The organism is Microbispora sp. H10830 (assembly GCF_014161375.1).
Lineage (GTDB): Bacteria > Actinomycetota > Actinomycetes > Streptosporangiales > Streptosporangiaceae > Microbispora > Microbispora catharanthi.
The window spans coordinates 248,122-274,227 of record NZ_JABBWX010000005.1; the positions used below are offsets into that span (position 1 = coordinate 248,122).

Consider the following 26,106-nt stretch of genomic DNA (forward strand, 5'->3'; position numbering starts at 1 on the left):
GGGGCTCGAAATCGGGCTGCTGGTCCTCCGGCACCTGCTGGGTGTCTGAGGGTTCAGGGCGGGATCTATGCCCTTACCCGGCTGGCCCGGGACTCCAGGTAGCGCCGCTCGGCGATGCTGGCGGTGGACTTCGCGGCCCGCCGGTAGTGCTCGTACGCCCCGGCCGTGTCGCCGGTCTTCTCCAGCAGATGCGCGCGCACGGACAGCAACCGGTGATGCCCGGCCAGCCGCTCGTCACCGTCCAAAGTGGACAGCAGCGCCAGCCCGGCCCGTGGGCCATCGATCTCGGCGAGCGCGATCGCCCGGTTGAGGGTGACCATCGGGTTGGGCGCGATGCGCTCCAGGATCAGATAGAGGGCGTGCACCTGCGGCCAGTCGGTCTCCTCGGCCGTGGCCGCGTCGGCGTGCGTGGCGGCGATGGCCGCCTGCAGTTGGTAAGGCCCCAGCGCCGGGCCGGCCAGCGACGCCTTGACCAGCTCGACGCCCTCGTCGATCAGCCCGCGGTCCCACATCGTGCGGTCCTGCTCGTCCAGCGGCACCAGGTCGCCGGCCGGGGTCGTACGGGCCTCCCGGCGGGCGTGGGTCAGCAGCATCAACGCGAGCAGCCCGGTCACCTCGCCGTCCTCGGGCAGCTGGGCGTGCACCATCCGGGTCAGCCGGATCGCCTCGTGCGCGAGGTCGGCGCGGTGCAGCTCGCTGCCCGAGGAGGCGGTGTAGCCCTCGTTGAAGATCAGGTAGAGCACGTGCAGGACAACCCGGAGCCGCTCCTGGAGCTCCGCGCCGTCCGGCAGGCCGAAGGAGCTGCCGGCGGCCTTGATGCGCTGCTTGGCCCGGCTGATCCTGGCCGCCATCGTGGCCTCCGGCACCAGGAACGCGCGGGCGATCTCGGCGGTGGTCAGGCCGCCGACCGCCCGCAGCGTCAGGGCGATCTGAGAGGCCGCGGTCAGCGTGGGATGGCAGCACAGGAACAACAGGACGAGGGTGTCGTCGGTGCCCGGCACGTCCTCCGGCACGACCTCGACGGCGGCCGTCGCCGACTCCCGCTCGCGGCGGGCGTGGTCGCTGCGCAACTGGTCGATGAGCCGCCGGGACGCGACGGTCAACAGCCAGCCGCGCGGGTTGTCCGGCACCCCCTCTGCCGGCCACTGGACGGCGGCGGCGAGGACGGCCTCCTGCACGGCGTCCTCACACCCTTCGAACTGGCCGTGCCGGCGTACCAACGCGCCGAGGACCTGCGGCGTGAGCTCACGCAGCAGGTCCTCGATGACCGGTGCTGTCATGCCTCCAATTGTCCGTCGGCGAACATGACCTGCCGCACCTCGATCCCGAGACCCTCGATCGCGGCATCCGGGATCTGCGCCGCCAGCTCGATCGCCCGCTCCTTGTTCTCGCAGTCGATCAGATAGAAGCCGCCCACATACTCCTTGGACTCCAGGAAGGGGCCGTCGGTGACGACCGGCTGACCGTTGCGCACGGACACCACCGCCGCCTGTGACGGATCGACCAGCGCCTGTGTCGTGATCAGCTCTCCGGACTGCTTCAGCGCATCGATGAACCTGCCGTGGCCCTCGCCGATCGCCGCCTGCTCCTCATCGGTCAGCGCGTCCAGCACGGCCGGGTTGATGTGCATGCTGATCAGGAACTTCATCTCGTTCTCCTCCTGTTTCGCGAGCCCCGTCGGGCCCTTTCACCGGTTGGTCGGAGCCGCCGCCGCCGTCTTGACACGTTCCCGTGTCAAAAAACTCCCGGCCGCTCCGACCAAGCGGCGAGACGTCGAGTGAACAGGGAGTTTTCACTTATGCGAGTCAACCGGGCGTGGCTGGGACTGGCCGTCCTGGCGTTGCCGGCATTGCTCGTCGCGATCGACGCGACGGCGTTGCTCCTCGCGCTGCCACAGCTGAGCGCCGACCTGGGAGCCACCAACGTCGAGCAACTGTGGATCAGCGACAGCTACGGATTCATGGTGGCCGGCCTGGTCATCACGATGGGCACGCTCGGCGACCGGATCGGCCGGCGGCGGCTGCTGCTGATCGGCGGAGCGGCGTTCCTGGTGCTGTCGGTCGTGGCCGCCTTCGCGGTCAGCCCGCTGATGCTGATCGTCGCGCGTGCCCTGCTGGGCGTCGCCGGGGCGACCCTGGCGCCGTCCACACTCGCCCTGATCACCACCATGTTCCGCGACGGGCGACAGCGGGGCAAGGCCATCGCGATCTGGGCGACCTGCCAGTTCGCCGGCGGCGCGCTCGGACCCGTGCTCGCCGGATTCCTGCTCCAGCACTTCTGGTGGGGTTCGGTGTTCCTGGTCGCCGTGCCGGCGATGGCGTTGCTGCTGCTCGCCGGGCCGGTCCTGCTGCCGGAGTTCCGCAGCGACCAGGCCGGACGGCTCGACCCGGCCAGCGTCGGGCTGTCGCTCGTGGCGGTGCTCCTGATGGTCTACGGGATCAAGCAACTGACCGTCGGGAGTGTGTCGGCCGCTCCGGCGGTGGCCCTCGTCGCCGGCGCGGCCGTCGGATTCCTGTTCGTACGCCGGCAACTGCGGCTGGAGGCGCCGCTGCTGGACCTGCGGCTGCTGCGCAACCGCCCCTTCACCGCCGTACTCGTCTCGCTGGTATTCGCCGGCGTCTCCATGGCCGGCACGGGCCTGATGGTGACCCAGTATCTGCAGGGCGTGCTGGGCTTCTCGCCGGTCGCGTCGGCGCTGCTGTTCGCGCCCATGGGCCTGGGCACAGCGGTCGGCACCATGGCCGCGCCGGCGCTGGCCAGGCGGATGGAACAGACGACCGCCATCGCCGGCGGGCTGGCGGGGTCGGCGGTGGGCAGCCTGCTGCTGGTCGGCGTCGGCGTGGGCGGTGCGGGCGCCCTGCCGCTGGTGATGATCGGCATCGCCACGCTGGCGCTGGGCACGGGCCCGCTGTTCGCGCTGGGCACCGGGCTGGTCATCGGGTCCGTGCCGCCGGAGCGCGCCGGCTCGGCGGCGTCGATGTCGGAGACCGGCAACTACTTCGGCGGTTCGCTCGGCTTCGCGCTGCTCGGTGCGGTGGCGGCGGTGGTCTACCGTGGCCGGATGGACGGCACGTCCGACTCGCTGGCCGACGCGGTCGCCGCCGGCCGGCACCTTCCCGCCGGCCAGGGCGCGCAACTGCTGCACGCCGCACGGGAGGCGTTCACGGCCGGCCTGCACGTCACCGGCGTCGTCGCCGCGGTCGTCTTCGCCGGGCTGGCCGTGCTGGTCCTGGCGATGCGCCCGGCGACCCGGACCGCCCCGGCCGCGCTGCCTCACCACGGGGCCCACAACGAGGCCGGCTACGAGGCGACTCCCTCATAGCGCCCTTCCGGCGGCACCCGCAGCGCGATCATGGCGATGTCGTCCTCCCCCGTCACCGGCATCCCGGTGAGCAGTTCGTCGCAGAACCGGCCCAGGGGTTCGCGCGCGAGCGGCTCCGCGCACCGCCGCAGCCGTTCGAGCCCGTCGCCGAGATCCTCTCCCCGCCGCTCGACGAGGCCGTCGGTGTAGAGCAGCAGGGTGCTGTGCGGCGGCAACGGCTGCGCGGCGCTGATCCACGGCTGGTCGTGGGAGAGGCCGAGAAGGGGGTTGCCCGCGTCCTGGAGGAAGTGGGCCTCCCCCTCGCCGGTCACCAGCAACGGCGGCGGGTGCCCGGCCACCGAGTACGTCATCCGCCACACGCCCTCGTCGTCCCTCTCCAGGCGGGTCAGGACGCAGGTGGCCGTGCTCTCGCCGTTCAGCGTCTCCAGGGCTCTGGTGAGCCGCCGCAGGACGTCGCCGGGGGACTCGTCGCGGTCGACGGCGAGCGCCCGCAGCATGTTGCGCACCTGGCTCATGCACACGGCGGCGGCCAGGTCGTGCCCGGCCACGTCGCCGATGACCAGCTTGACGGCGCCGCAGGACAGCCGGAACGCGTCGTACCAGTCTCCGCCGATCTCGGCGGCGGTCGGGCTCGCCTGATAGCGCGCGGCGAGCTCCAGGCCGGGGACGTGGGGCGGCTCGGCCAGCAGGCTGTGCTGCAGGGCCAGCGCCACCCTCTGCGTGCGGCGGAACCGCAGAGCCTTGCTGACCGCGTCGTGCGCGTGGTCGAGCATCTCCCGCATCAGCCGGACGTCGTCACACGGGATCGGTGGGCGATCCCCGCAGGCACCGGTCGTGACCACGGCCGCCACCTCGCCCTCGACGACGATCGGCAGGAGGGCCAGGCTGTGCGACCCGATCTCGGCCATCCACGTCCTGACGGCCTCCGGGCAGGAGAACGAAGGACGGCCGGGAGGGTAGGAGAGCTTGACAGGGCGGCGCAGCCGTACCGCGCGCACCAGCGCCCCGTCGACGGTGTGATACTCCTTGCGCCGCGTCGGCAGTCTCGGTAGTCCCTCGCGTACGGCGGAGGCGACGCGCTCGGTGACTACGGGCGCGTGCGGGAGGCCGCCGCTCGCCTCGGGCAGCAGGTAGACGTGGCACGAGTCGGCGAGCTCCGGCACGATCACACCGGCGAGCGCCTGGCACATCTCCTCCAGGTTGGTGATGTCGCTCGTCGCGGCCGCGGCGCGCTCCAGCAGCCGGCGGCGGCGCTCCTCCTGCCACTCCTGCTCGACGTCGGTGGAGGTGCCCACCCACTCCACCACCGCGCCGTTCTCGCGCACCGGCACGCACCGGAACCGGATGTGCCGGTAGACGCCGTCGCGGGTGCGGACGCGGTGTGTCACCTCGTAGAGCGAAACCGCCTGTTCTGCGGCCTTGTCCCACCACTCCTCGGCGCGCACGCGGTCCTCGGGGTGCAGGGCCCGCATCCAGCCGCGGCCGAGACTCTCCTCCGGCGTCTGTCCCGTCAGCCGCTGCCAGCCCTGGCTCTCCCTGGACTCGCCGTACGGGCCGGTCACCCACACCCCGTGCACGCCCGCCCACACGATGCTCTGGTAACGACGCCGGAGGCGGCGCAGCTCCTTCTCCATGGCTCGCATCCGCCGCGCGGCGGCGGTCTGCGCCGTGACCTCCTGGACCACCGCCAGCAGTCCGCTCTCGCCGCCCTGGAGGGGAATCCCGGAAAGGCTCATCCGGAAGAGGCGCTCGTGTGGTCCGCCGCCCCTGTCCGCGGTCACGTAGACGTCGTCGAGACGCGCCGTCTCCCCCGTCGCCAGCGCCTCGTCTAACGCGGCAAGGGTGTCCTGCCCCACGAGGTCGCGGAGGGCCTCCCACACCGGCGCCCCGATCGGCCGGTCCCCGAACATCGACTGGAAGGCGTCGTTCGTGTAGAGCAGCCGATGCTCTTGCCCACCGGTCACCAGGACCGCGATCGGCGCCCGGTCGAACACGGCCAACGGCACCCGGCTGGACTCGCGTACTCGCCCTTGCTTCTCAGGTTTTTGACCGACTTGCACTGCATCTTCCCCCGGTCTGACCGTGTGCACGCGATCGAGGGGTCCCCCGCATACGCGCCCTACGACTCGCTTACCTGAGATTACACACGTTTACCCAGGTCAAGAGGGGGCGGCCACAGCCCTCGTGCGGCTGCGGCACCGGGCGGGAAACGACGAACGGCGCCCGGGGGCTCCGAGCGCCGTCCACTGGTGCGGGGTGGGGCCGGCTACTTCTTCTTGGCAGCCTTGCCACCCGCGTTGACCTGCTCCTTGAAGTCCGCGCCAGGGCGGAACCTGGGTGCCCAGCTCTCCTCCACCTTGATCGGATCCCCGGTGGAAGGGTTGCGGGCCGTACGGGCCGGCTTGTGCACCATCTCGAAGGCGCCGAAGCCGGTGATCGAGACCTTGTCCCCGCTCGCGACAGCGCCCTGGATGGCGTCGAGAACGGCGTTGACGGCTTCGGTCGCCGTCTTCTTGTCGCCGACACGATCCGTGATCGCGTCGACGAGTTCTTTCTTGTTCATTTCGGTTTCCTCCCCCTTACGCGCTTGAAATTAGGGGACGAGGTCGCGGGACTTCAATCACCGGGGGGCATGTTTCGCCTGCTCGGCGTGTCGAATGTGCCGTCCAGATAGGCGATGAAGGCGTCCAGCCGGGCGGCCGCATGGGCTATGTCCCGCTTTGCCACGTCACAGATAGCAAGCAGCCGTCGCGCCAGGCGGGCCTGCTCCTCCTGTGGTAAGGCTAACGCTCTGACGCGGCGATGCGCATCACGCAGTCGCCGCGCCAGCAACTCATCTCCGGTCTGAGGATCGTTCAGACGGTCGTCGGCAGCCATGGCTGCCGTCCATTCTCGTACTCCTCGATGGCGTCCGCGTGACGCAGGGTCAGCCCGATGTCGTCGAGGCCCTCCAGCAGCCGCCAGCGGGTGTAGTCGTCGATCTCGAACGAGGCCACGAGGTCGCCGCAGCGCACCTGGCGTTCCACCAGGTCGACGGTGATCTCCGTCTTCGGGTCGGACTCGGCCGCGTCCTGCAGGCGCTCGACCACGTCCTCGGGCAGGACGACCGGCAGCAGGCCCATCTTCGTGGAGTTGTTGCGGAAGATGTCGCCGAACCGCGAGGCGATCACGACGCGGAAGCCGTACTGCTGCAGGGCCCAGACGGCGTGCTCACGCGAGGAACCGGTGCCGAAGTCGGGCCCGGACACCAGGATCGACGCGCCCTCGTACGCCGGGTCGTTCAGCACGAAGGACGGGTCCTCGCGCCAGGCGGCGAACAGGCCCTTCTCGAACCCCGTACGGCTGACCTGCTTCAGCCAGACCGCCGGGATGATCTGGTCGGTGTCCACGTTGCTGCGGCGCAGCGGTACGGCCCGGCCGGTGTGAGTGGTGAAGGCATCCATGATGATCTCTTCCTGGGACTGAGGCGGGCGGACTAGAGGTCGGCGGGGGCGGTCAGCCGGCCGGTCACCGCGGTCGCGGCCGCCACCTGCGGCGAAACCAGGTGGGTGCGTCCGCCCTTGCCCTGGCGGCCCTCGAAGTTGCGGTTGGAGGTCGAGGCGCTGCGCTCGCCCGGCTTCAGGGTGTCGGGGTTCATGCCCAGGCACATCGAGCAGCCGGCCTCGCGCCACTCGGCCCCGGCCGCCTTGAAGACCTCGTGCAGGCCCTCCTCCTCGGCCGCCTTCTTGACCCCCATGGAGCCCGGGACGATCAGCGTACGGGTGACGACCTTGCGCCCGCGCAGGATCTCGGCGGCGGCACGCAGGTCCTCGATGCGCCCGTTGGTGCAGGAGCCGACGAAGACGGTGTCCACCTGGATGTCGCGCAGCGGCGTGCCCGCGGCCAGGCCCATGTACTCCAGCGCCCGCTCGGCGGCGGACCGCTCGACCGGGTCGGCGAACTGCTCGGGCGACGGCACGGCGGCGCCGAGCGGCGCGCCCTGGCCCGGGTTGGTGCCCCACGTGACGAACGGCGTGAGGGCCGAGGCGTCGATCTCCACGACCTTGTCGAACTCGGCGTCGTCGTCGGTGCGCAGCGTCTTCCAGTACTCGACGGCCCGGTCCCAGGCCTCGCCGGTGGGCGCGTGGGGACGGCCGCGCAGGTACTCGAACGTGGTCTCGTCGGGGGCGATCATGCCCGCCCGCGCGCCGGCCTCGATCGACATGTTGCAGACGGTCATGCGGCCCTCCATGGAGAGCTTGCGCACGGCCTCGCCCCGGTACTCGACGATGTAGCCCTGGCCGCCGCCGGTGCCGATCTTCGCGATGATCGCGAGGATCAGGTCCTTGGCGGTCACCCCGACCGGCAGCTCGCCCTTGACCTCGATGGCCATCGTCTTGGGCCGGTAGGCGGGCAGCGTCTGGGTGGCCAGCACGTGCTCGACCTCGGAGGTCCCGATGCCGAACGCGATGGCGCCGAACGCCCCGTGGGTCGAGGTGTGCGAGTCGCCGCAGACGATCGTCATGCCGGGCTGGGTGAGGCCGAACTGCGGGCCGATGATGTGCACCACGCCCTGACCGGCGTCGCCCATCGGGTGCAGGCGGATGCCGAACTCCGCGGCGTTCTTGCGCAGCGTCTCCACCTGCGTGCGGGACACCGGGTCGGAGATCGGCCCGAGCACGGTCGGGACGTTGTGGTCCTCGGTGGCGATCGTGAGGTCGGGACGGCGCACGGTGCGGCCGGCCATGCGCAGGCCGTCGAACGCCTGCGGGCTGGTCACCTCGTGGATGAGGTGCAGGTCGATGTAGAGCAGGTCGGGTTCGCCTTCGGCACGGCGTACGACGTGCTGCTCCCAGACTTTCTCAGCCAGTGTGCGACCCATGGTTGTGACGCCTCCTCGCGTTCAGACCCCCGCGGTCGTGTCTCTCATGATGAGACGGAAATATCGGGATATGGACACTGTATCTGCTGATTCCCAACATTGCGTTTGCATCTCGTATGGCGAGACGGCAGTATCGGGGTATGGACAACTCTAGCGGGGTCGGAGTACTCGACAAGGCGGTTCTCGTACTCAACGCCCTGGAGGCGGGCCCCGCTTCCCTGGCACAGCTCGTCCAGGCCACCGGCCTGGCCAGGCCGACGGCCCACCGGCTGGCCGTCGCGCTGGAGCACCACCGCATCGTCTCCCGCGACACACAGGGCCGGTTCATCCTCGGACCCCGCCTGTCGGAACTGTCCACCGCCGCGGGCGAGGACCGGCTGCTCGCCGTCGCCGGGCCGGTGCTCACCCAGCTTCGCGACCTCACCGGGGAGAGCGCTCAACTCTACCGGCGCCAAGGGGACGAGCGGGTCTGCGTGGCCGCCGCCGAGCGCGCCAGCGGACTGCGCGACACGGTGCCGGTCGGCTCCGCGCTGCCCATGACCGCGGGGTCCGCCGCCCAGATCCTGCTCGCCTGGGAGGAGCCCGACCGGCTGCACCGCGGCCTGCGGGGTGCCAAGTTCACCGCCGCCACGCTCGCGAGCGTACGCAGGAGGGGCTGGGCGCACAGCGTCGGCGAGCGCGAGCAGGGCGTGGCGAGCGTCTCCGCGCCCATCCGCGGCGCCGGCGGCAAGGTGATCGCCGCGGTCTCCGTGTCCGGTCCCATAGAGCGGCTGACCCGTACGCCCGGCCGGATGCACGCCGCCCCCGTCGTCGCCGCCGCCGAGCGGATAACCGAAGCCATGCGCCGCGCGAACTGATTGGAGAGCGGTGTCCCGATAGCCCTAGGCTGGCGGGGTGACAGACCGCATCGAGGCAGCCGCCGCTGAACTGCGTCCCCTGCTCCAAGAATTCATCCTCTGGGCGCCGGACAACGCACCCGGCAGCGACCCCGACCTCGTGGGCCCCGTCGCCCTGTGGCATCGCCTGATCGCCCGCGACGACGTCGGGCTGTGGAAGCGCGGCGACCTGCGCACGGTCCTGCTGGAGCGCATGCCCCAGGTTGTCGAGGACCCCGACGCCGCCGCGGACGGCATGATCCCCGCCGTCCGGGCCTACCTGACGTTCCTGTCGTCCACCGGGCGGCTCTCGCCCGGCTCAGCGTCCCTGGAGACCCTGCTCGCGGAGCTGGACGAGGTCGAGGACGACTTCGTGGACGCGATGGAGGACACCATCGCCGAGCGCGACTGGGACGAGGAGGAGGACGAGCTCGACGAGGACGAGACCGACGAGGGCCTCGGCGACTTCGAGCCGTTCGCCGACGAGATCGGCGCCCTGCCCACGATCCGGCTGCGTCCCGACACCGAGCTGGCCGAAGCGGCCCGCCGGGTGACGCTCATCGCGCAGGCCCGCGACCTGGCGCTGTGGGTCGGCACCGGGCGCAAGGTGGGCGAGGAGACGTTGCTCACCGAATCCGAGGTGGACGAGGCGGTGCGCACGCTCGGCCTGCCCGACGCGCGCAACATCTGGAACCTGTGGAACCTCGCGATCGACCTGGAGTTCCTCGCCCCCGACGGCGACGACACGGTCAGCGTGGACTCCGACACCGCCGCCTGGCCCTTCGAGGACGACGACGACGTCCTGGACGTCTGGATGCTCGGCCTCCACTCGCTCGACTACGGCGACCCGGAACTGGACGACGACGACCTCACACTGGCCCTGTCCGGCCTGACCCGCGCGCTGCTGATCCGCGTGCTGCTGGCCGGCGGCACGCGGCCGGTGTCCTCGCTGCGCGAGGAGCTGGCCGAGGCCGCGGCGGAGTACGACGACCTGGGCGCCGACGCCTGGGCCGCGGCCGGCGACCCGCTCGCCTCCGTGCTCGCCTGGCTGACCGGCTACGGCATGGTCACCGTCGAGGGCGACGCGGCGACCCTGACGCCGCTCGGCACGGAGGGCCTCGTCCACCTGCTGGACGACGAGGACATCGAGATCGACGCCCGGCCCGCGATCGACGCCATGACCGCGCTCGACCTGCTGTCGTTCAGCGCCGACATGTCCGAGGAGGAGGCCGACGAGGAGTTCGCCGCCTGGCTCGCCCTGCGCGACCCGGCGCGGGCCGCCTCCGAGCTGCTCGAAGCCGCCGCCGAGGAGGAGGCGGACGCCCTCGTGCGGGTCCAGGCCGCCAGCCTGGTGGGCTCCCTGGGCGAGGCCGCCATCCCCGCCTGGCTGGAGGCGCTGAAGGAGCCCTCGCTGCGGCCGTACGCCGCGACGCACCTGACCCAGATGGACGTCGAGGACGCCCCGGAGCCGACCCAGGCGGACACCCACTGGCTGATTCTCGACATGTGGACGATCTCCGCCGGGCTCGGCCGGCCGGAGTTCGTGTCCAGCCTGCACGACATCGGCCCGGCACAGACGCTCATCGGGCTGCTCGACGTGATCTGGAAGGTCCACCACCCCCACATCGAGGAGCTGCTGGACCTCATCGGCGAGACCCACCCGGACAAGCAGGTGGTCAAGGCCGCCAAGCGGGCGCTGTTCAAGGCGCGGTCGGGACGCTAGCGGCTCATCGAGGCCGGGACGGCGGCGTCCGCCCCGGCCTCGCCCGCCACTGCGGTCACGACAGGATGACCGAATCGGGCGTGCGGACTTAGTCTGGTCGCGTGACGCCGATCTCACTCATGGTGAGCCCTGTGGCGTGGTGGCAGCCGGCCGTGGACCTCGCCATCGCGCTCGTGTTGTCGGCGGCCATCGGGCTGGAGCGGGAGATCCGGCAGAAGAGCGCCGGGCTCCGCACCCACACGCTGGTGGGGTTCGGCGCCGCGTTGTTCATGCTCGTGTCCAAGTACGGATTCTCCGACGTCCTCGGCGACTCCGTGGTGCTCGATCCGTCGCGGGTGGCGGCCCAGATCGTCTCCGGCATCGGTTTCATCGGCGGCGGGCTGATCTTCGTACGCCGCGACGCGGTCAAGGGGCTGACCACCGCCGCCGCCGTGTGGCTCACCGCCGGAGTCGGCATGGCCGCGGGAGCGGGCCTGTGGCAACTGGCCGTCCTGGCCACGGTGGGGAACTTCGTCGTGATGCTGGGGCTCACTCCGCTGGCCGCCCGGCTCCCCCACTCCAAGCACGCCCAGTCGCGGCTGCGCCTGTCGTACACGGACGGCCGGGGCGTGCTGCGCCAGGCCCTGGCCGAGTGCACGGCCCGCCGTTTCGTGGTCGACGAGCTGTCGCTGGAGCAGCCCGGCCGGGGCCAGGACACCGGCACGGTCATGGTCACCCTGCTGATCCACGGCCCGGGCTCGATCGGGGACCTCACGAGCAGACTGGCCGAGATAGAGGGCGTGCTCATCGTCTCCTGCGACGACGCCAACGCCCAGCACCTCTAGAGGGCTCCCAAGCAGCTTCAGTCGGCCGGCGCGGCGAGCGCCTCGGCCGGGCCCTGCCGGCGGCTGTGCAACCCTGATGGGAACTGCCAGCCGAACAAGTGCCGGCCCACCTCCCAGGAGGCCACACACTTTCATGACCAGCCACGGACACCCGCGCTCGGGTCAGCGCGCGTTCTCGCGCCGCATCCTGGACGAGGGCGCGGAGTCGCTCGGCGTCGCTGTTTTCGGCTGGTTTGACCGCTGGGCCCATGGCGAGGCGTGGACAGGTATCCCGGACGCAGCCGCGATCCTGGAGCGCCTCTTCGGCCGAGCTCTTGATCTACCCGCCCCGCGAATGCGTGTTCGGGCCTCGCGGAGCCGGTCATGTTGATCACCCGCCTGACTGTGCCGCCACCCCATCCGAACCGGTGGCCGTTCACCGTCCCCGCGATCCACCGCCTCACGAACGGGCTCGACATCACCGCCCCCGTGACATTCCTCGTCGGGGAGAACGGCTCGGGGAAGTCCACACTCGTCGAGGCCGTCGCCGACGTCTGCGGTATCAACGCCGAAGGGGGCAAGGCCGGCACCCGGTACGCCTCAACCGGGGAGGCGACGCCGCTCGGCCAGGCCCTGCGTGCCGAGTTCACCACCGCGGGGCTGCGCCTCATACGTGGCCCCCGCACGAAGCGGCGGGCGTTCTTCTTCCGTGCTGAGACGCTGTTCAACCTCGGGCAGAACGTGTCCGGCCTACACGGGTTCTGGGAGGAGGACCTGACCGAGCAGTCGCACGGCGAGGGGTTCTTCACCGTGCTGGACCGCATGGTCGCCGGGCCCGGCCTGTATCTGATGGATGAGCCGGAGGCTGCGCTGTCGTTCACCTCGTGTCTGCGCCTCGTCGCTTTGATGGACCGCGTGGCCCACGAGGGCGGGCAGATCATATGTGCCACGCACTCGCCGATCTTGGCCAGTCTCCCGGGCGCGCAGATCCTCGAACTGGACGACGACGGGATCCACTGTGTCGTGTGGAAGGAACTCCACCTGGTGGACCACTGGCGGCGGTTCTTGGAGACGCCTGACGCCTATCTGCGGCACGTGCTCGACCGCGACGCGACGCCGCGCCGGGAGTTGCCGTAGGCGTCACACCGGGAAATGCCGCTCCACAGGACCGTCAGGCGCGCGTGGGCGACCTACCGGTGCGGGGCCGGACGGCGATACCCCAGGGCGCGGCGTCCGCGTAACGGCGAGAACCCCCGGCACGGGGAAGTGCCGAGAGCGCCCGGTAGCCCGGGCCGGAGTCGCGCCCGCGCAGCGGGCCATGAGCAGGGCGCGGCGTCCGCGTAACGGCGAGAACCCCCGGCACGGGGAAGTGCCGAGAGTGCCCGGTAGCCCGGGCCGGAGTCACGCCCGCGCAGCGGGCCATGAGCAGGGCGCGGCGTCCGCGTAACGGCGAGAACCCCCGGCACGGGGAAGTGCCGAGGGTGCCCGGTAGCCCGGGCCGGAGTCACGCCCGCGCAGCGGGCCATGAGCAGGGCGCGGCGTCCGCGTAACGGCGAGAACCCCCGGCACGGGGAAGTGCCGAGGGTTCTCGATGATGTAGCCCCGACCGGATTCGAACCGGCGCTACCGCCTTGAGAGGGCGGCGTCCTAGGCCACTAGACGACGGAGCCGAGTGCAGTGAAGTAGTCCCGAGCGGATTCGAACCGCCGTTACCGCCTTGAGAGGGCGGCGTCCTAGGCCACTAGACGACGGGACCTTGCACTGCGCTGTTTCCAGCAGAATCCCTTGGGGGGATCCAGCTGGGGTACCAGGACTCGAACCTAGACTAACGGAGCCAGAATCCGTCGGGCTGCCAATTACCCCATACCCCATCTGCTTGCGGGGGCCTCGCGGCTCCCGCTTGCGACTCCGAAAGGATAGCCCAGCTTGCGACCCACTACCAAAACGATTGCGGCGCGCCTCGCGATCTCTTGATCCGATCGCCCGCGCGAAGGGTCCGATCCTCCCGTACGGAGGGCGTCGGTCCTCCCGTATGGAGGGCGTCGGTCCTCCTGCGCGCAGAGCCAGGTCCTCCTGTGCGAGGCTGGGACAAACGCCCGCACCACGTGAGGAGCCGCCAGCCATGACCTCGGCCGCGAACCCCTTCCTCAGCCCGAGCACCCTGCCCTACGGGCTGCCCCCCTTCCAGGAGATCAGGGAGGAGCATTACGCGCCGGCGTTCGAGCAGGGCATGGCCGAGCAGATCGCGGAGGTCGAGGCGATCGCCGAGAACCCGGAGCCTGCGACCTTCGAGAACACCATCGAGGCGCTGGAGAGGTCCGGCGCACTGCTCGAACGGGTCTCCGCGGTGTTCTTCAACCAGGCGTCCTCCGACACGACGCCCGGCGTCCAGGAGATCCAGAAGGACGTCACGCCGAAGCTCGCCAAGCACGCCGACGCGATCCACCTCAACGCGAAGCTCTTCGCGCGCATCCAGGCGGTCGAGGCGGCCGACGAGGAGCAGCGGTGGCTGCTGAAGCGCTACCTCACCGACTTCACCCGTGCGGGCGCCACGCTGGGCCCGCAGGACCAGGCCCGGCTCAGGGAGATCAACGAGCGGCTGTCGGCCCTGGGGACGGCGTTCCAGCAGAACCTGCTCGCCGACACCAACGAGCGGGCGGTCGTGGTCGAGGACGTGGCCGAACTCGACGGGCTGTCTCAGGACGCGATCCAGGGGCTCGCCGACCAGGCAAGGGAGCGCGGGCTGGACGGCAAGTATCTGATCACGCTGGTCCTGCCCACCGGCCAGCCCACCCTGGCCGAACTGACCAACCGGTCCCTGCGTGAGCGGATCCACCGGGCCTCGGTCGGGCGGGGCGCGGCGAACGCCGAACTGATCAAGGAGATCGCGGTCCTGCGCCGGGAGCGCGCACGGCTGCTGGGCTACGAGAACCACGCGGAGTACGTCCTGGCCGACCAGACGGCGGGCACGACCCGGGCGGTCACCGAGATGCTCGACCGGCTCGTGCCGCCCGCCGTCGCCAACGCGCGTAAGGAGCAGGCGGACCTGGAGGAGATCGCCGGCCACCCGATCCAGCCGTGGGACTGGGCGTTCTACTCCGAGAAGGTGCGCAAGGCCCGCTACGACATCGACAGCCGGCGCATGCGGCCGTACTTCGAGCTGAACACGGTGCTGGAGAAGGGCGTCTTCAACGCGGCGTCACGCCTGTACGGCGTCACCTTCCACGAGCGCTCCGACCTGCACGGCTACCACCCCGAAGTGCGGGTCTTCGAGGTGCGCGACGAGGACGGCTCCCCGCTGGGCCTGTTCCTCGGCGACTTCCACGCCAGGGCCTCCAAGCGGGGCGGGGCGTGGATGAACAGCCTGGTGAAGCAGTCGGGCCTGGAGGACACCAGGCCGGTGGTGGTCAACAACCTCAACATCGTCAGGGGCGAGCCGACCCTGATGACGTTCGACGAGGTCAACACCATGTTCCACGAGTTCGGGCACGCGCTGCACGGGTTGTTCTCCGACGTGCGCCACCCCCGCTTCTCCGGCACGGCCGTGCCGCGCGACTTCGTCGAGTACCCCTCCCAGGTGAACGAGATGTGGGCGACCCATCCGGAGATCCTGGCCGAGTACGCCACGCACCACGAGACGGGCGAGCCGATGCCGCAGGACCTCGTCGACCGGATGCTGGAGACGCAGAAGTTCAACCAGGGCTTCGCCACGCTGGAGTATCTGGCCGCCACCCTGCTCGACTGGGCCTGGCACACGGTCTACGACGGCGAGGAGGGCGTGGAGGAGTTCGAGAGGCGGGCGCTGCGGGAGGCCGGGGTGGATCTGCCGGCCGTCCCGCCGCGGTACCGCAGCACGTACTTCGCCCACATCTGGGCGAGCGGCTACAGCGCCGGCTACTACTCCTACATCTGGAGCGAGGTCCTCGACGCCGACACCGTCGAGTGGTTCAACGAGAACGGCGGGCTGCGCCGGGAGAACGGCGACACCTTCCGCCGGGCCCTGCTGTCCCGGGGCGGCAGCGTCGACTCGATGACGGCGTTCCGCGACTTCCGCGGCCGCGACCCGGAGATCACTCCCCTGCTGGACCGCCGCGGGCTGCTGTGACGGTCACGACCCGGTGAGCGCGGAGATGGCCTGCCTGAGCCAGTCCTTCTCCGCGGCGGTCACGGCCCGGGCGACGAGCATCATGCCGCGGCGGAAGGGATCGGGCGTCTCCTCGGCCCTGAGAGGCCTTCCGCCGCGGTAGAAGAAGCTCGCCGGCGTCTCCAGGAAGGCCAGCCGCCGGCGCAGCACCGTCACCTGGTCCTCGGCGTCGGGCAGCCGGGACAGGAACGCCAGCAACGTGAAGAACCTCGCCTGGTCGCTGATCTCGACGTCCGACGGCTCACGCAGCCGCCTGAGCAGCTCCTCCCGGCCCCGCGCGGTGATCGAGAGCACCTGGCGCCGGGCGGCGCCTGAGCCCTCCTCCTCGTGCCGTTCCAGGAGGCCGGCGGCCTCCATCCGGGCGATCGCCGGGTAGAGCGCGCCGTCGCTGACCGGCCGGACGTGCCCGCTCAGCCCGGCGATCCGCTGCTTGAGCTCGTATCCGTGCATGGACTCCTCGTCCAGGAAACCGAGGATCGTCAACGCCAGGTCACCGCTTGCCACGGCGGCATCGTATCGTTATACCTCTAATCGATATAGCTCGTTTCGAGGTGAACGCATGAGTCTGATGAGGCTCGCCCTGCCTGTCTACGTCGAACTCCTGACGGCCGTCGTGGCCGTCGGCCTGATCGACACGCTGTGGGTGTCCGGCCTCGGCAGCGAAGCCGTCGCCGCGGTCACGGTGGCCACCACGACCGAGAACCTGGCCCTCGGCGTGATCCTCTGTGTCGGGACTGGCACGACGGTCCTGATCGGACGGCGCGACGGTCGTGCCCCGCTGGCCCCGGTCATTCGTACGGCCTGGCTGCTGCTGGGCGTTCTCGCCGTGGCCGTGGCGGTGCCCGGCGTGCTGCTGCGCGAGCCGGTCGCCCGCCTGTTCACCGGCGATCCCGTCACGGTGGGGCTGACCGCGGGCTACTACGCGGTGGCGTTCGCAGGGATCCCCGTCTTCTTCGCCCAGAATCTCGTCGACGGGATCTTCAAGGGCCTCGGCGACACTCGGACGCCGATGCGGGCGGCCCTGCTGTGCAACGTCCTGGTGATCGGCCTGGACCCGCTGCTGATCTACGGGCTCGGCCTGGGCGTCCGGGGAGCCGCGCTGGCCACGGTGGCGGCCCGCCTGGCCACGCTGGCCGTGTCCGCCCTCCTGCTCGCCAGGCGGCTGCCCCCGGGGAGGGGGGCGGAGAAGGTCTCGGCGAACCGCGCGGACGCGGCGGCGATCCTGCGCACCGGGCTGCCCATGTCCGGCGACTTCCTCGCGCGCGCCCTGGTGGGCATGGCGCTCGCCGGCATCGTCGGCCGGCAGGGCGTGGCCGCGCTCGCCGGCTACGGCATCGGCCTGAAGATCATGATGGCCGGTGTGATGTCCTTCTACGCCCTCCGCCAGGCGGCGATGATCCGCGCCTCGCGCGCCGGCGAGGCGGACGGCCCGTCTTCACGGCGCGATCACGTCGTTCCCGTGTTGCGATACGGACTGGCCGCGGGGCTGGCCGCCTCGCTCGTGCTGAACGCGCTCGCTCCGGCGGCCGTGAGTCCGTTCACCGCCGACCCCGCGGTGGCCGCGCAGGCCGTATGGTTCCTGCGCTGCATGCCGCTCTACCTCGTGCCCTTCGGCGGCCTGATCGCCGTCGGGGGCGTCCTGCAGGCCGGCGGGCGGGGCGCCGGCCTGCTCGCGGCGACGCTGGCGGGCTTCGCCGTCCAGTTGCCGCTGGCCTTCCTGCTCGGCTCCCGGATGGGACCCACAGGGGTCTGGCTGGCCATGGCCGCCGGCGCCGCGCTGTCGCTCGGCCTGCTCAGGCCAGCCTGGCGAGGGCCGCGCGCACCCGGTCGAGCGAGCGCTCGCGGCCGAGCACCTCGATCGACTCGAACAGCGGCAGGCCCACGGTCCGGCCGGTGATCGCCACGCGGACGGGCGCCTGCGCCTTGCCGAGCTTGAGCCCGTGGGCGAGGCCGACCTCCTCCAGGGCGGTCTTGAGCGAGTCGGGGTCCCAGCTGACCGTCTCCAGCCGCTCGGCGTACCCGGCCAGGATCTCGGCCGCCCCCGCCTTCATCGCCTTGTCCCAGGACGCCTGGTCGAAGACGGGCTCGTCGAGGAACAGGAAGTCGACGTTGGCGGTGACCTCGGACAGCACGGCGACCCGGGTCTGCACCAGGTCGGCCACGCGGTCGAACACCGAGCGGTCCCAGGACGGGTCGAGCCACGGCTCGCAGCGGGCGACGAACACCTCGCGGGGCAGCGCCCGGATGTACTCGCCGTTGAAGGCCCGCAGCTTCTTCTCGTCGAAGAACGCCGGCGCCTGGTTCACGTCCTCCAACCGGAACAGCGGCATCATCTCCGACCACGGCATGATCTCGCGGTCGTCTCCGGGCCCCCAGCCGAGCAGCATGAGGTAGTTGACCATCGCCTCGGCGAGGTAGCCCTCGTCGCGGTAGGACTCCAGGGCGACCTTGTCGCGGCGCTTGGACAGCTTCTGCCGCTTCTCGTTGACGATCACCGGCACGTGCGCCCAGACCGGCGGCTCCGCGCCGAGCGCCCTCCACAGAAGCTGCTGCTTGGGCGTGTTCGACAGGTGCTCCTCGGCCCGTACGACATGGCTGATCCGCATCTCCATGTCGTCCACGACGTTGGCGAGGATGAACAGCGGCGAGCCGTCCCCGCGGACGATGACGAAGTCCTCCATCGCCGAGTTGGGGAACTCCACCCGCCCGCGGACCTTGTCGTCCACGACCGTCACGCCCTCGTCGGGCGTACGGAACCGCACGGCGCCCTCGGTCAGGCCGCGGTCGCGGCAGTGGCCGTCGTAGCCCTGGTGCTCAGAGCCGGTCCTGGCCTTCACGTCGTCGCGCGTGCAGGTGCAGTGATAGGCCTTGCCGTCCTTGAGCAGCTTGGTCGCGGCGTCGCGATGCTGCTGCTCGTAGGCGGACTGGAAGTAGGGCCCCTCGAAGTGCGGCGAGTCGCCGTTGATGCCGATCCAGGCGAGGGCCGAGATGATGCCCTCGGTCCACTCGGGCCGGTTGCGTGCCGCGTCCGTGTCCTCGATGCGCAGCACGAACGTGCCGCCGGACTGCTCGGCGATCGCCCAGTTGAACAGCGCCGAGCGGGCGCCGCCGACGTGGAACATGCCGGTGGGCGAAGGGGCGAAGCGCACCCTAGTCACGTGAGATCACCCGGTTAGTGAGAGTTCCGATTCCTTCGATGGAGACGCCGACCTCGTCGCCCACGGACATCGGGCCCACCCCGGCGGGCGTGCCGGTCAGGATGACGTCGCCGGGCAGCAGGGTCATGACCGCGCTCACGTACGCGATGAGCGCGGGGATGTCGTGCAGCAGGAGGGAGGTGCGGGCGCTCTGCCTGACCTCGCCGTTGAGCGTGGTGGTGATCGCCAGGTCGGCCGGGTCGAGTTCGGTCTCGATCCAGGGGCCCAGCGGGCAGAACGTGTCGAAGCCCTTGGCTCTGGCCCACTGGCCGTCCTTGGCCTGCAGGTCGCGTGCGGTCACGTCGTTGGCGCAGGTGTATCCGAAGATCACCTCGCCCGCGCGCTCGGCGGGGACGTCGCGGCACAGCCGGCCGATCACCACGGCCAGCTCACCCTCGTAGTCGACCCGCTCCGACAGCTTCCCCGGGTACGCGATCGCCTCCGACGGCCCGATCACGGTCGTGCTGGGCTTGAGGAACACGACCGGCTCCGCCGGGGGCTCGCCGCCCATCTCCCTGGCGTGGTCGGCGTAGTTCTTGCCGATAGCGACGATCTTGCTGGGCAGCATGGGGGCGATCAAGCGGACCTCGGCCACCGGGAACCGCTCGCCGGTGAACTCCACCCCGTGGAAGGGGTGGCCGCCGACGCGGGCGATGACCTGCCCGCCCTCTTCCACCACGCCGAAGGCGACCTGGTCGCCCATCGAGAACCTCGCGATACGCACGTCACGAGCCTAGTGCCGCCCCGTGGTCGGGCGTACGTAAGGTGGTCTGGTATCAGCTGGGTTGTCGAGCGCTACGGGAGTCGATGTGCCTTCGGTCGTGAAGATCAACGTGCTGACGGTGCCCGAGGAGATGCGGCGCGAACTGGAGAAGCGGTTCGCCGGCCGGGCCGGGATGGTGGAGTCGGCCGACGGGTTCGAGTGGTTCGAGCTGTTGCGGCCGGTGGAGGGCAGCGACCGCTACCTCGTCTACACCCGCTGGCGCAGCGAGGAGGACTTCCGGCGCTGGCAGGAGAGCCGGGCGTTCCAGGCGGGACACGCACAGGCAGCCGGCGAGGCCGCCGCACAGGGCCACGGGCACGGGCAGGGCCACGGACACGGACAGGGCGGCCCGGCCGCGACCGACTCCGAGCTGTGGACCTTCGAGGTCGTGGAGAGCACCGGCCCCAAGCAGGACGGCTGAGCCGGGCCCGTCGACGTCTGAACGCCCCCGGTCACGCGCGACCGGGGGCGTTCAGGCGTCCGAGGGGGCCGTTCAGGCGTCGAGCGGGTTGGCGGCGATCCGGGCGCCGATGCCCCCGGTGACGGAGCAGGCCGCCGCGCAGCCCGGCTTGCGCCGCGACTGCTCATCGAAGGCGGCCAGGAACTCCGCGCCGAACCCGAGCCGGGGATGACGCGCGAGCACGGCGGCACGGGCGTCCGCCGGGAACTCCTCGGGCCGCTGTCCGGACACGTCCCAGGACGTGGCCACCTGCAGCAGGTGCGACTCGGGGTCCTCGGACGCGGCGACCGGGTCGCGCATGTGGACGACGATGATCTCCTCGGCCCGCGCGGACCTCTCCGGCGACCACCCGGCGGACATGCCGAAGACCCAGGCGAGACGTCCCCCCGCCTCCTCGAACGGCACCGTGTGGCTGTCGAAGGTCTCGGTCAGCCCGATGTCGTGGAGCAGGGAGGACACGTAGTACAGCTCGTCGTCGAAGCCGATCCCGTGCGCCCGGGCGTACCCGGCGCCCCACAGATACGACCTGATCGAGTGGTTGAGCAGCGCGGGCGGGCAGAAGCGGGTGGCGACGGCGAGCGCGGCCGCCGCGGCGGGTGTCTCGGGAAACGTCTCTGAGAACGGGACCGGCATGGCCCCAGGCTGGCAGAGCGGGCCGGCCGGGCGCGAGCGGCCGTACGGTCACTTCCCACACGATTCGGGCCGGCGCTACGGGCGCAGGCCGTCCAGTACGAGGTCGGCGAGGCGGCCGGGGCGGGTGTGGTCGGCGCGGCGGCGTTCGCCGGTTACCGCGGCAAGGACGATGGCCTGCACGTCTTCGCCGTCTACATCGTCACGCACCACGCCTGCCTTCTGAGCGGAGGCCAGAAGCTCGGCGAAAATCTGTTGCAGCTGGACGGCCGTCTGCCGGGTGGCGTCGGTCAGGGTCACACCGGCCCCGGTGAGCGCGTCCGTGAGGTCCTGTTTGGCGCGGGCCTCGCCGATCAGCCGCCGGAGGAAGGGAAAGAACCCCGACCCGGCTCGGTCGGCCGCCAGCGCCTCGCGTGCCGAGGCGATCAATTGCTCCAGGTGGTTGGCGATGACGGCCTCATAGAGCGCCTCCTTCGTGGGGAAATGCCGGTGAACGGTGCCCGGGCCCACCTCTGCCCGGCGCGCTATCTCATCGAGCGACACACCCAAGCCCTCGACGGCGAAAGCCTGACCCGCCGCTTCCAGGATCCGTGCTCTGTTCCGCCGCGCATCGGCCCGCATGCCCGTTCCTTTCCATATGGACAACCGGGGCGATCGCCCCGTATCTTCATATCCGGGGCGTCCGCCCCGGATATTTCAGGAGTATGCCATGTCTGTTCTCACGCCGTACGACGTCATCGCCCGGCTCCTCCACCTGACCGCCTCCGGGCCCTGCGAGGAGATGGCCGATCTGTTCGCCGAGGACGCCGTCTTCGAGTTCCCGTTCCAGCTGCCCGGCCGACCGCAGGAGGAGCAGGACCGGGAGACCTTCCGTGCCCATCTCAAGACAGGTGCTCAGCTCCAGAGGTTCGGGTCGGTGGACGACATCGAGATCCACCGGACGACCGACCCCGAGACGGTGATAGCCGAATACCGGCTGCAGGGCCGGGTCACCGCAACGGGCAAGCAGTTCACATCCCAGGTCGTCATGGTCGCCAGAGTCCGCGACGGGCTGATCACCTGGTCGCGTAACTATTCCAATCCGCTCGACAGCCTGATCGCTTTCGGCATGGTCGACGATCTCGTCGCCGGGTTGACCGCCGGCACCTGACGATCCGCGGCCAGCCTGGGCTCGAATGACAAGCTGACATATGTGAGCAGTTGTGCACTTGTAACCAGAGCGGCTTGACCAGATCATCAGAAATCGGACAGCATGAGCGGCTCCCAATTCGATCTCGGAAGGAACCGGGCGTGTTCCGCCGCCTCTCAACCCTCTCCCTGGTGGCCGTTCTCCCGCTGACCGCGCTCACCGTGGCCTCGCCCGCCCAGGCGCGGGCCCCGCACCGCACACCGGAGTGCCAGGGGGACTGGCTGCCCGCCACCCCCACCTCCGGTGACGTCATGAGCGGCAAGCTGTCCTTCCTCGGCATGCCCGCGGTCACGGTCGGCAAGGACGTCGATTGGCGCTTGGACCCGTACAAGAACAGGTCCTGGCAGATGGTGTTCCAGTCGCTGCGGTGGATGGGCCGGCTCGTGGCCGACTACGAGGCGACCGGCGAGGAGGACTACCTCGGCCGGGCCGTGGAGATCGCCAAGGACTGGGTCGAGGACAACCCGTACGGCGGGCGCACGACCAGCCCGTACGCCTGGGCCGAGCACCCGATCGCGCTGCGCGCCCCGGCCCTGGTGTGCCTGAGCAGGTACGTGAAGGCCGACTGGCTGAAGAACAGCCTGGCCCTGCACGCGAAGCTGCTGTCGAACCCCAAGAACTACGAGCTCGGCCACAACCACGGGCTCGACCAGGACATCGGCCTGCTGCGCATCGGCTGCCGCTACGGGAACCCGAAGTGGAAGAACCTCGCGGTGAGCCGCATGGTGAAGTCGATGAAGCTCGACATCGACGGGCAGGGCGCGCTGCGCGAGCAGGCGCCGCGTTACGCCATCTACGTGCACGACCGGCTCAGGGTGGCGGTCGACACGATCAAGGACTGCAGGATGAAGGTCCCCGCGGCGCTGGCCACCCGCTGGGAGAGCCTGCCGCGGCACATCAGCGCCGCCACCCAGCCCAACGGCTACATGGTGCCGATCGGCGACGGGCCCGCCGACGTCCAGCCGGCCGCCTTCGACCACGCCGACTCGACCGTGCAGGTCTTCAACGCCGGATACGTCTTCGGCCGCACCGCCTGGAACGACCCCAAGTCGGCCTACTACTCGATCCGGTTCGGGCCTGCGCTGAAGTTCCACGGCCACGAGGACCACATGGGCGTGACCTACTACGCCCAGGGCCGCTCGATCCTCACCGAGGCGGGCTTCGTCTCGTACGAGAACACGCCCTACCGGCGGTGGACGCTGGGCCCGGAGGCCCACAACGTGCCGATCCTCGTGGGCAGGAAGTTCCGCGGGCACACGCCCACGGCGCTGGTGTCCGAGTCCGTGCACAAGGACCGGCAGTCGTTCACGTTCACCGACAGGGCGTACGGCGTGCCGCGCAAGCGGTCGGTGCTGGTGAACCACCGCGAGGACGTGATGGCGGTGCTCGACAGCGGCGGCGGGAAGCTCCAGAACCTGTGGCACCTCGATCCCGGGCTGAAGGTCGTGTCCGACTCGGGCGGGCAGGTCGTGGTGGGCGACGGCGGGTGGAAGGCGTCGATCGTCCAGCTCGCGATGCCGTCGTGCGAGCCCGTCGGCGGCCAGCGGGTGGTGCGCGGGCAGACCTCGCCCTACCAGGGCTGGGTCTCGCCGGGTTACATGCGCAAGGAGCCGGCTCCGGTGATCGTCTCGCCCGTGGCGGAGTCGTTGCTGACCGTGGTGGTGCCCGGCACCGACCGGCCGGAGGTCAGCTGCTCAGGACGCACTCTGACCGTTCACACCCCGGCCGGTTCGGTCACGCTTCGCGCGAGCTCTTCCGGCACGCTGTCGTAACCTCCTCCCCCGATAGGAGGGTGGCGGGCGGTTATCCGTAGACCGACGGAGAGCCGCCCGGCAGGGAGCCGCCTGCCAGTTGCTTGGCCTGGTCCGGCACGTGGCCGAGCTTGTCGACCTCGTGGGCCAGTCCCTCCAGGACCGCCCGCAACTGCACCTGCGTGACGTCCGCGAACGTACGCAGGTAGGCGATCCTGCGCTCCAGTTCCTCGGCCTCGGCGCTCTGCAGCCCGTTGCCCGAGGCGCGGTAGGCGCCGACCGCCTGGTTGGCGGCCTCCTCCGCCTGCCGCTGCGCCTCCATCAGGAGTTCCTCGTACTGCTGGCGGGCCTGGCTCACGATGCGCCGCGCGTAGTCCTCGGCCTCAGCGATCTGGGCGTCGGCGGTCTGCTGGGCGCGGGACAGGATGTTGATGGCGTCGACGTTCAGGGTCTGTGCAGCGGCGGCCTGTTCCGGGTTCATGCCGTGTTCCTTGTACCACTGCTTCATCCGGTCGATGTACGCCCGCAGGTCGGCCTTCTCCTTGTCGCTGGCCGCCATGTCCTCCGCGACGCGGTAGAGGAACGTGCGCACCTCGTCCTCGCTGTAGCCGCGGCGCCCGAGCGATGTGCGCGTGAACTCCTGCTTGCGTACCCGATCCGGGGTGAGGGGCTGGCGCTCGCCCGCCGGGCTTCCCCAAGGCATCTCTGCCGTCATGACTCCCGACCTTTGTCGCTCGTGAACTCGTCGAAGTGGATCTGCTCGGTGGGCACGCCGGCGTCCAGCAGCCGTCCGACGGTGGCCTGCGCCATCTCCTCCGAGCCGCAGACGTAGACGTGCTGGCCACGCCATCCCTGCAACGCCACGTCCACGGCGTAGCCGCGGGTGCCCCGGTAGAAGGGGTCGTGGGAGACGACCGGCACGACGTTGAGCCAGGGGTGCTCGGCGGCCATCTTGGCCAGCGCCTCGTAGTCGTACAGTTCCCTGGAGTTCCGGGCGCCGACGACGAGGTCCACCCGGCGCGTCGGGCCCTCGTAGGCGATCTGCTCCACGAGCGCCTTGAGCGGCGCGAGGCCGGTGCCGCCCCCGATCATGAGCAGGTCGCCCTGGACGTCCGGGGTGAGCGTCAGCCGTTCCCCCACCGCCGCGCCCACGCGCAGCATGTCGCCCCGCCGCGCGCCCATGACGAGCGCGGAGCTGAGCACGCCGCCGTCGACCATGCGTACGTGCAGGTCGATGGTGTTGTCCTGGCGCGGCGCGTTGGCGAACGAGTAGAACCGCCAGACGCGCGGGCGCATGGCGTAGGAGATCGACGCCGACTGACCCGGGCGGAAGGGGTACTGGTAGTTCACCCGGGCGCGGATGACGGCGATGCCGAGGGTACGCATCTCGTGGCCGACGATCTCGGCCTCCCACCAGGGAGGAGAGGTCTTCGACGCGTCGTTGGCGGCCTCGACCATGACCTGGGCGACCAGGTTGTACGCCTGCGTCCAGTCGTGCGCGAGCTGAGGAGTCCACCGGTCACCCAGGAAGTGCTCGAGCGTGGCGAGCAGCGCCTGGCCGACGGCGGGGTAGTGCGTCGCGGTCACCGCGAACTTGCGATGGTCGCGGCCGAGCTGCTGCAGGACCGGGACGACTTCCTCGAGCCGGTCGACGTTGCTGATGACGCGTCCCAATGCGCCTACGAGCTTGTCACGCTGGCGCGCCATCGACACCGGGAACATGTCCCGCACGTCCGGGTTCATCAGGAAAAGAACCGAGTAGAAGTACAGCGGCACCTGGTCGCCCGATCGGGAAACGAGGTGCCAGCTGTCCTTGAGAGCCTGCGTATCCACTCAGTCGGCCGTTTCCGCGGGCTCGGCGACGATGGACGACTTCACCTTGCCGAGGACGAGGCCGACGTCGCGCAGGATGTCCTCGCCGACGCCGGCGGCCTCCAGGACCGCGAACAGGTGCTCGCCCACCTTGTCGTAGTGCTGCGACGTGATGCCCATGCCGGCGTGGGCCTCGCCCAGGTCACGGCCCTCGTACGGATCGGGGCCGCCGAGGACCGAGCACAGCAGCATGACCATGTGCCGCTTCAGCCTGGGCATGTCGATACCGGTGAAGTACGGCTTCAGATCGTCGTCGCCGAGCACGCGCTCGTAGAAGCGCTCGACGACGTCGCGCACCACTGGTGCGCCGCCGATCTGGTCATAGTAAGACGGCGAGGTGATCACAGACCCTCCCATTCCGGGTGCACCAGCGAGGGGGATGACTGGGGGCCGAAATTTTTCGAACTCCACACAGTCACGCGGCTGGTCATGGTGACAGACGATCGCTCGGCTCCCACGGCGTCGGCCGCCTCCGATAGAACGATCAGAAGCCGGCGGCAGGCACCGCGACAGCAC

General features: G+C 70.4%; 25 protein-coding genes and 3 tRNA genes. 10 read left to right on the top strand and 18 right to left on the bottom strand.

Features of this window, described 5'->3' with window-relative positions; all coding sequences use genetic code 11:
* Nucleotides 1–65: 65 nt before the first annotated feature.
* Both HHX35_RS15945 and HHX35_RS15950 read right to left on the bottom strand, forming a co-directional pair.
* Nucleotides 66–1,280: an RNA polymerase sigma factor gene (locus HHX35_RS15945; protein ID WP_182899588.1), complete on the bottom strand. Its 1,215-nt coding sequence runs from the start codon at nucleotides 1,278–1,280 to the stop codon at nucleotides 66–68.
* Nucleotides 1,277–1,648 carry a YciI family protein gene (locus HHX35_RS15950; RefSeq protein ID WP_182899589.1) on the bottom strand — a complete coding sequence of 124 codons (372 nt, stop codon included), beginning with the start codon at nucleotides 1,646–1,648 and terminating at the stop codon, nucleotides 1,277–1,279. The genes HHX35_RS15945 and HHX35_RS15950 overlap by 4 nt, the downstream gene beginning before the upstream one ends.
* A gap of 150 nt (nucleotides 1,649–1,798) precedes the next feature.
* Between HHX35_RS15950 and HHX35_RS15955 the strand changes: the two genes are divergently transcribed.
* Nucleotides 1,799–3,322, top strand: coding sequence for an MFS transporter (locus HHX35_RS15955; protein WP_182899590.1), 1,524 nt, complete (start codon nucleotides 1,799–1,801; stop codon nucleotides 3,320–3,322).
* On the opposite strand, the gene HHX35_RS15960 is transcribed toward HHX35_RS15955, so the two are convergent.
* The 5 genes from HHX35_RS15960 to leuC all read right to left on the bottom strand — a co-directional run bounded on the left by HHX35_RS15960 (nucleotide 3,301) and on the right by leuC (nucleotide 8,183).
* On the bottom strand, nucleotides 3,301–5,328 hold the full coding sequence (locus HHX35_RS15960; RefSeq protein ID WP_310739122.1) for a SpoIIE family protein phosphatase: 2,028 nt from the start codon (nucleotides 5,326–5,328) through the stop codon (nucleotides 3,301–3,303). The genes HHX35_RS15955 and HHX35_RS15960 overlap by 22 nt on opposite strands.
* Before the next feature lie 260 nt (nucleotides 5,329–5,588).
* Entirely contained in the window at nucleotides 5,589–5,885 is a 297-nt protein-coding gene (locus tag HHX35_RS15965; protein ID WP_111698130.1) for an HU family DNA-binding protein, read from the bottom strand.
* A 53-nt stretch (nucleotides 5,886–5,938) separates the two neighbouring features.
* A complete protein-coding gene (locus HHX35_RS15970; protein ID WP_079312744.1) occupies nucleotides 5,939–6,199 on the bottom strand; it encodes a hypothetical protein in 261 nt (86 codons plus the stop codon).
* Complete coding sequence (gene leuD / locus HHX35_RS15975; protein ID WP_182899591.1) at nucleotides 6,178–6,765, bottom strand: 3-isopropylmalate dehydratase small subunit; 588 nt, start codon at nucleotides 6,763–6,765, stop codon at nucleotides 6,178–6,180. Before leuD ends, HHX35_RS15970 begins: the two co-directional genes overlap by 22 nt.
* A gap of 32 nt (nucleotides 6,766–6,797) precedes the next feature.
* Nucleotides 6,798–8,183: a 3-isopropylmalate dehydratase large subunit gene (leuC, locus tag HHX35_RS15980; protein ID WP_139578390.1), complete on the bottom strand. Its 1,386-nt coding sequence runs from the start codon at nucleotides 8,181–8,183 to the stop codon at nucleotides 6,798–6,800.
* A gap of 140 nt (nucleotides 8,184–8,323) precedes the next feature.
* Between leuC and HHX35_RS15985 the strand changes: the two genes are divergently transcribed.
* From HHX35_RS15985 to HHX35_RS16000, 4 genes are all read left to right on the top strand, one after another.
* Nucleotides 8,324–9,040, top strand: coding sequence for an IclR family transcriptional regulator (locus tag HHX35_RS15985; RefSeq protein ID WP_079312748.1), 717 nt, complete (start codon nucleotides 8,324–8,326; stop codon nucleotides 9,038–9,040).
* A gap of 37 nt (nucleotides 9,041–9,077) precedes the next feature.
* Nucleotides 9,078–10,781, top strand: coding sequence for a hypothetical protein (locus HHX35_RS15990; RefSeq protein ID WP_182899592.1), 1,704 nt, complete (start codon nucleotides 9,078–9,080; stop codon nucleotides 10,779–10,781).
* Between the two features lie 119 nt (nucleotides 10,782–10,900).
* Nucleotides 10,901–11,605 (top strand): MgtC/SapB family protein, encoded by a 705-nt coding sequence (locus HHX35_RS15995; protein WP_182899744.1) that lies wholly within the window; start codon nucleotides 10,901–10,903, stop codon nucleotides 11,603–11,605.
* A gap of 363 nt (nucleotides 11,606–11,968) precedes the next feature.
* Nucleotides 11,969–12,721: an AAA family ATPase gene (locus HHX35_RS16000; protein WP_182899593.1), complete on the top strand. Its 753-nt coding sequence runs from the start codon at nucleotides 11,969–11,971 to the stop codon at nucleotides 12,719–12,721.
* Nucleotides 12,722–13,181: 460 nt separating this feature from the next.
* Here the strand turns inward: HHX35_RS16000 and HHX35_RS16005 are convergent.
* From HHX35_RS16005 to HHX35_RS16015, 3 genes are all read right to left on the bottom strand, one after another.
* Nucleotides 13,182–13,254, bottom strand: a tRNA-Glu gene (locus tag HHX35_RS16005).
* Nucleotides 13,255–13,267: 13 nt separating this feature from the next.
* Nucleotides 13,268–13,340 (bottom strand) — tRNA-Glu (locus HHX35_RS16010).
* A gap of 43 nt (nucleotides 13,341–13,383) precedes the next feature.
* Nucleotides 13,384–13,455 (bottom strand) — tRNA-Gln (locus tag HHX35_RS16015).
* Between the two features lie 251 nt (nucleotides 13,456–13,706).
* On the opposite strand from HHX35_RS16015, the gene HHX35_RS16020 reads away from it, so the two are divergent.
* Complete coding sequence (locus HHX35_RS16020; protein WP_182899594.1) at nucleotides 13,707–15,689, top strand: M3 family metallopeptidase; 1,983 nt, start codon at nucleotides 13,707–13,709, stop codon at nucleotides 15,687–15,689.
* 3 nt (nucleotides 15,690–15,692) lie between these two features.
* On the opposite strand, the gene HHX35_RS16025 is transcribed toward HHX35_RS16020, so the two are convergent.
* A complete protein-coding gene (locus tag HHX35_RS16025) occupies nucleotides 15,693–16,232 on the bottom strand; it encodes a PadR family transcriptional regulator (RefSeq protein ID WP_182899595.1) in 540 nt (179 codons plus the stop codon).
* A gap of 55 nt (nucleotides 16,233–16,287) precedes the next feature.
* On the opposite strand from HHX35_RS16025, the gene HHX35_RS16030 reads away from it, so the two are divergent.
* Nucleotides 16,288–17,625 carry an MATE family efflux transporter gene (locus HHX35_RS16030; protein ID WP_182899596.1) on the top strand — a complete coding sequence of 446 codons (1,338 nt, stop codon included), beginning with the start codon at nucleotides 16,288–16,290 and terminating at the stop codon, nucleotides 17,623–17,625.
* On the opposite strand, the gene gltX is transcribed toward HHX35_RS16030, so the two are convergent.
* Together gltX and HHX35_RS16040 are read right to left on the bottom strand one after the other, a co-directional pair.
* Entirely contained in the window at nucleotides 17,522–18,850 is a 1,329-nt protein-coding gene (gene gltX / locus HHX35_RS16035) for a glutamate--tRNA ligase (protein WP_220505515.1), read from the bottom strand. The genes HHX35_RS16030 and gltX overlap by 104 nt on opposite strands.
* A 28-nt stretch (nucleotides 18,851–18,878) precedes the next feature.
* Nucleotides 18,879–19,649 (bottom strand): fumarylacetoacetate hydrolase family protein, encoded by a 771-nt coding sequence (locus tag HHX35_RS16040; protein ID WP_139578382.1) that lies wholly within the window; start codon nucleotides 19,647–19,649, stop codon nucleotides 18,879–18,881.
* Between the two features lie 85 nt (nucleotides 19,650–19,734).
* Between HHX35_RS16040 and HHX35_RS16045 the strand changes: the two genes are divergently transcribed.
* Nucleotides 19,735–20,109 carry an antibiotic biosynthesis monooxygenase gene (locus HHX35_RS16045; protein ID WP_310739124.1) on the top strand — a complete coding sequence of 125 codons (375 nt, stop codon included), beginning with the start codon at nucleotides 19,735–19,737 and terminating at the stop codon, nucleotides 20,107–20,109.
* Between the two features lie 72 nt (nucleotides 20,110–20,181).
* Here the strand turns inward: HHX35_RS16045 and HHX35_RS16050 are convergent, their stop codons facing one another.
* A complete protein-coding gene (locus HHX35_RS16050) occupies nucleotides 20,182–20,781 on the bottom strand; it encodes an HD domain-containing protein (protein WP_182899598.1) in 600 nt (199 codons plus the stop codon).
* Nucleotides 20,782–20,856: 75 nt separating this feature from the next.
* Nucleotides 20,857–21,399, bottom strand: coding sequence for a TetR/AcrR family transcriptional regulator (locus HHX35_RS16055; RefSeq protein ID WP_182899599.1), 543 nt, complete (start codon nucleotides 21,397–21,399; stop codon nucleotides 20,857–20,859).
* 88 nt (nucleotides 21,400–21,487) lie between these two features.
* On the opposite strand from HHX35_RS16055, the gene HHX35_RS16060 reads away from it, so the two are divergent.
* Together HHX35_RS16060 and HHX35_RS16065 are read left to right on the top strand one after the other, a co-directional pair.
* Nucleotides 21,488–21,928 (top strand): nuclear transport factor 2 family protein, encoded by a 441-nt coding sequence (locus HHX35_RS16060; protein WP_182899600.1) that lies wholly within the window; start codon nucleotides 21,488–21,490, stop codon nucleotides 21,926–21,928.
* Nucleotides 21,929–22,098: 170 nt separating this feature from the next.
* On the top strand, nucleotides 22,099–23,739 hold the full coding sequence (locus HHX35_RS16065; RefSeq protein WP_310739125.1) for a heparinase II/III family protein: 1,641 nt from the start codon (nucleotides 22,099–22,101) through the stop codon (nucleotides 23,737–23,739).
* A gap of 31 nt (nucleotides 23,740–23,770) precedes the next feature.
* On the opposite strand, the gene HHX35_RS16070 is transcribed toward HHX35_RS16065, so the two are convergent.
* Genes HHX35_RS16070 through HHX35_RS16080 form a run of 3 tightly spaced genes read right to left on the bottom strand, consistent with a single transcriptional unit; the run spans nucleotide 23,771 to nucleotide 25,935 of the window.
* A complete protein-coding gene (locus tag HHX35_RS16070) occupies nucleotides 23,771–24,433 on the bottom strand; it encodes a DivIVA domain-containing protein (RefSeq protein WP_161628107.1) in 663 nt (220 codons plus the stop codon).
* Nucleotides 24,430–25,551, bottom strand: coding sequence for a globin domain-containing protein (locus tag HHX35_RS16075; RefSeq protein WP_182899602.1), 1,122 nt, complete (start codon nucleotides 25,549–25,551; stop codon nucleotides 24,430–24,432). The genes HHX35_RS16070 and HHX35_RS16075 overlap by 4 nt, the downstream gene beginning before the upstream one ends.
* Entirely contained in the window at nucleotides 25,552–25,935 is a 384-nt protein-coding gene (locus tag HHX35_RS16080) for a group 1 truncated hemoglobin (RefSeq protein ID WP_182899603.1), read from the bottom strand.
* Between the last annotated feature and the right edge of the window lie 171 nt (nucleotides 25,936–26,106).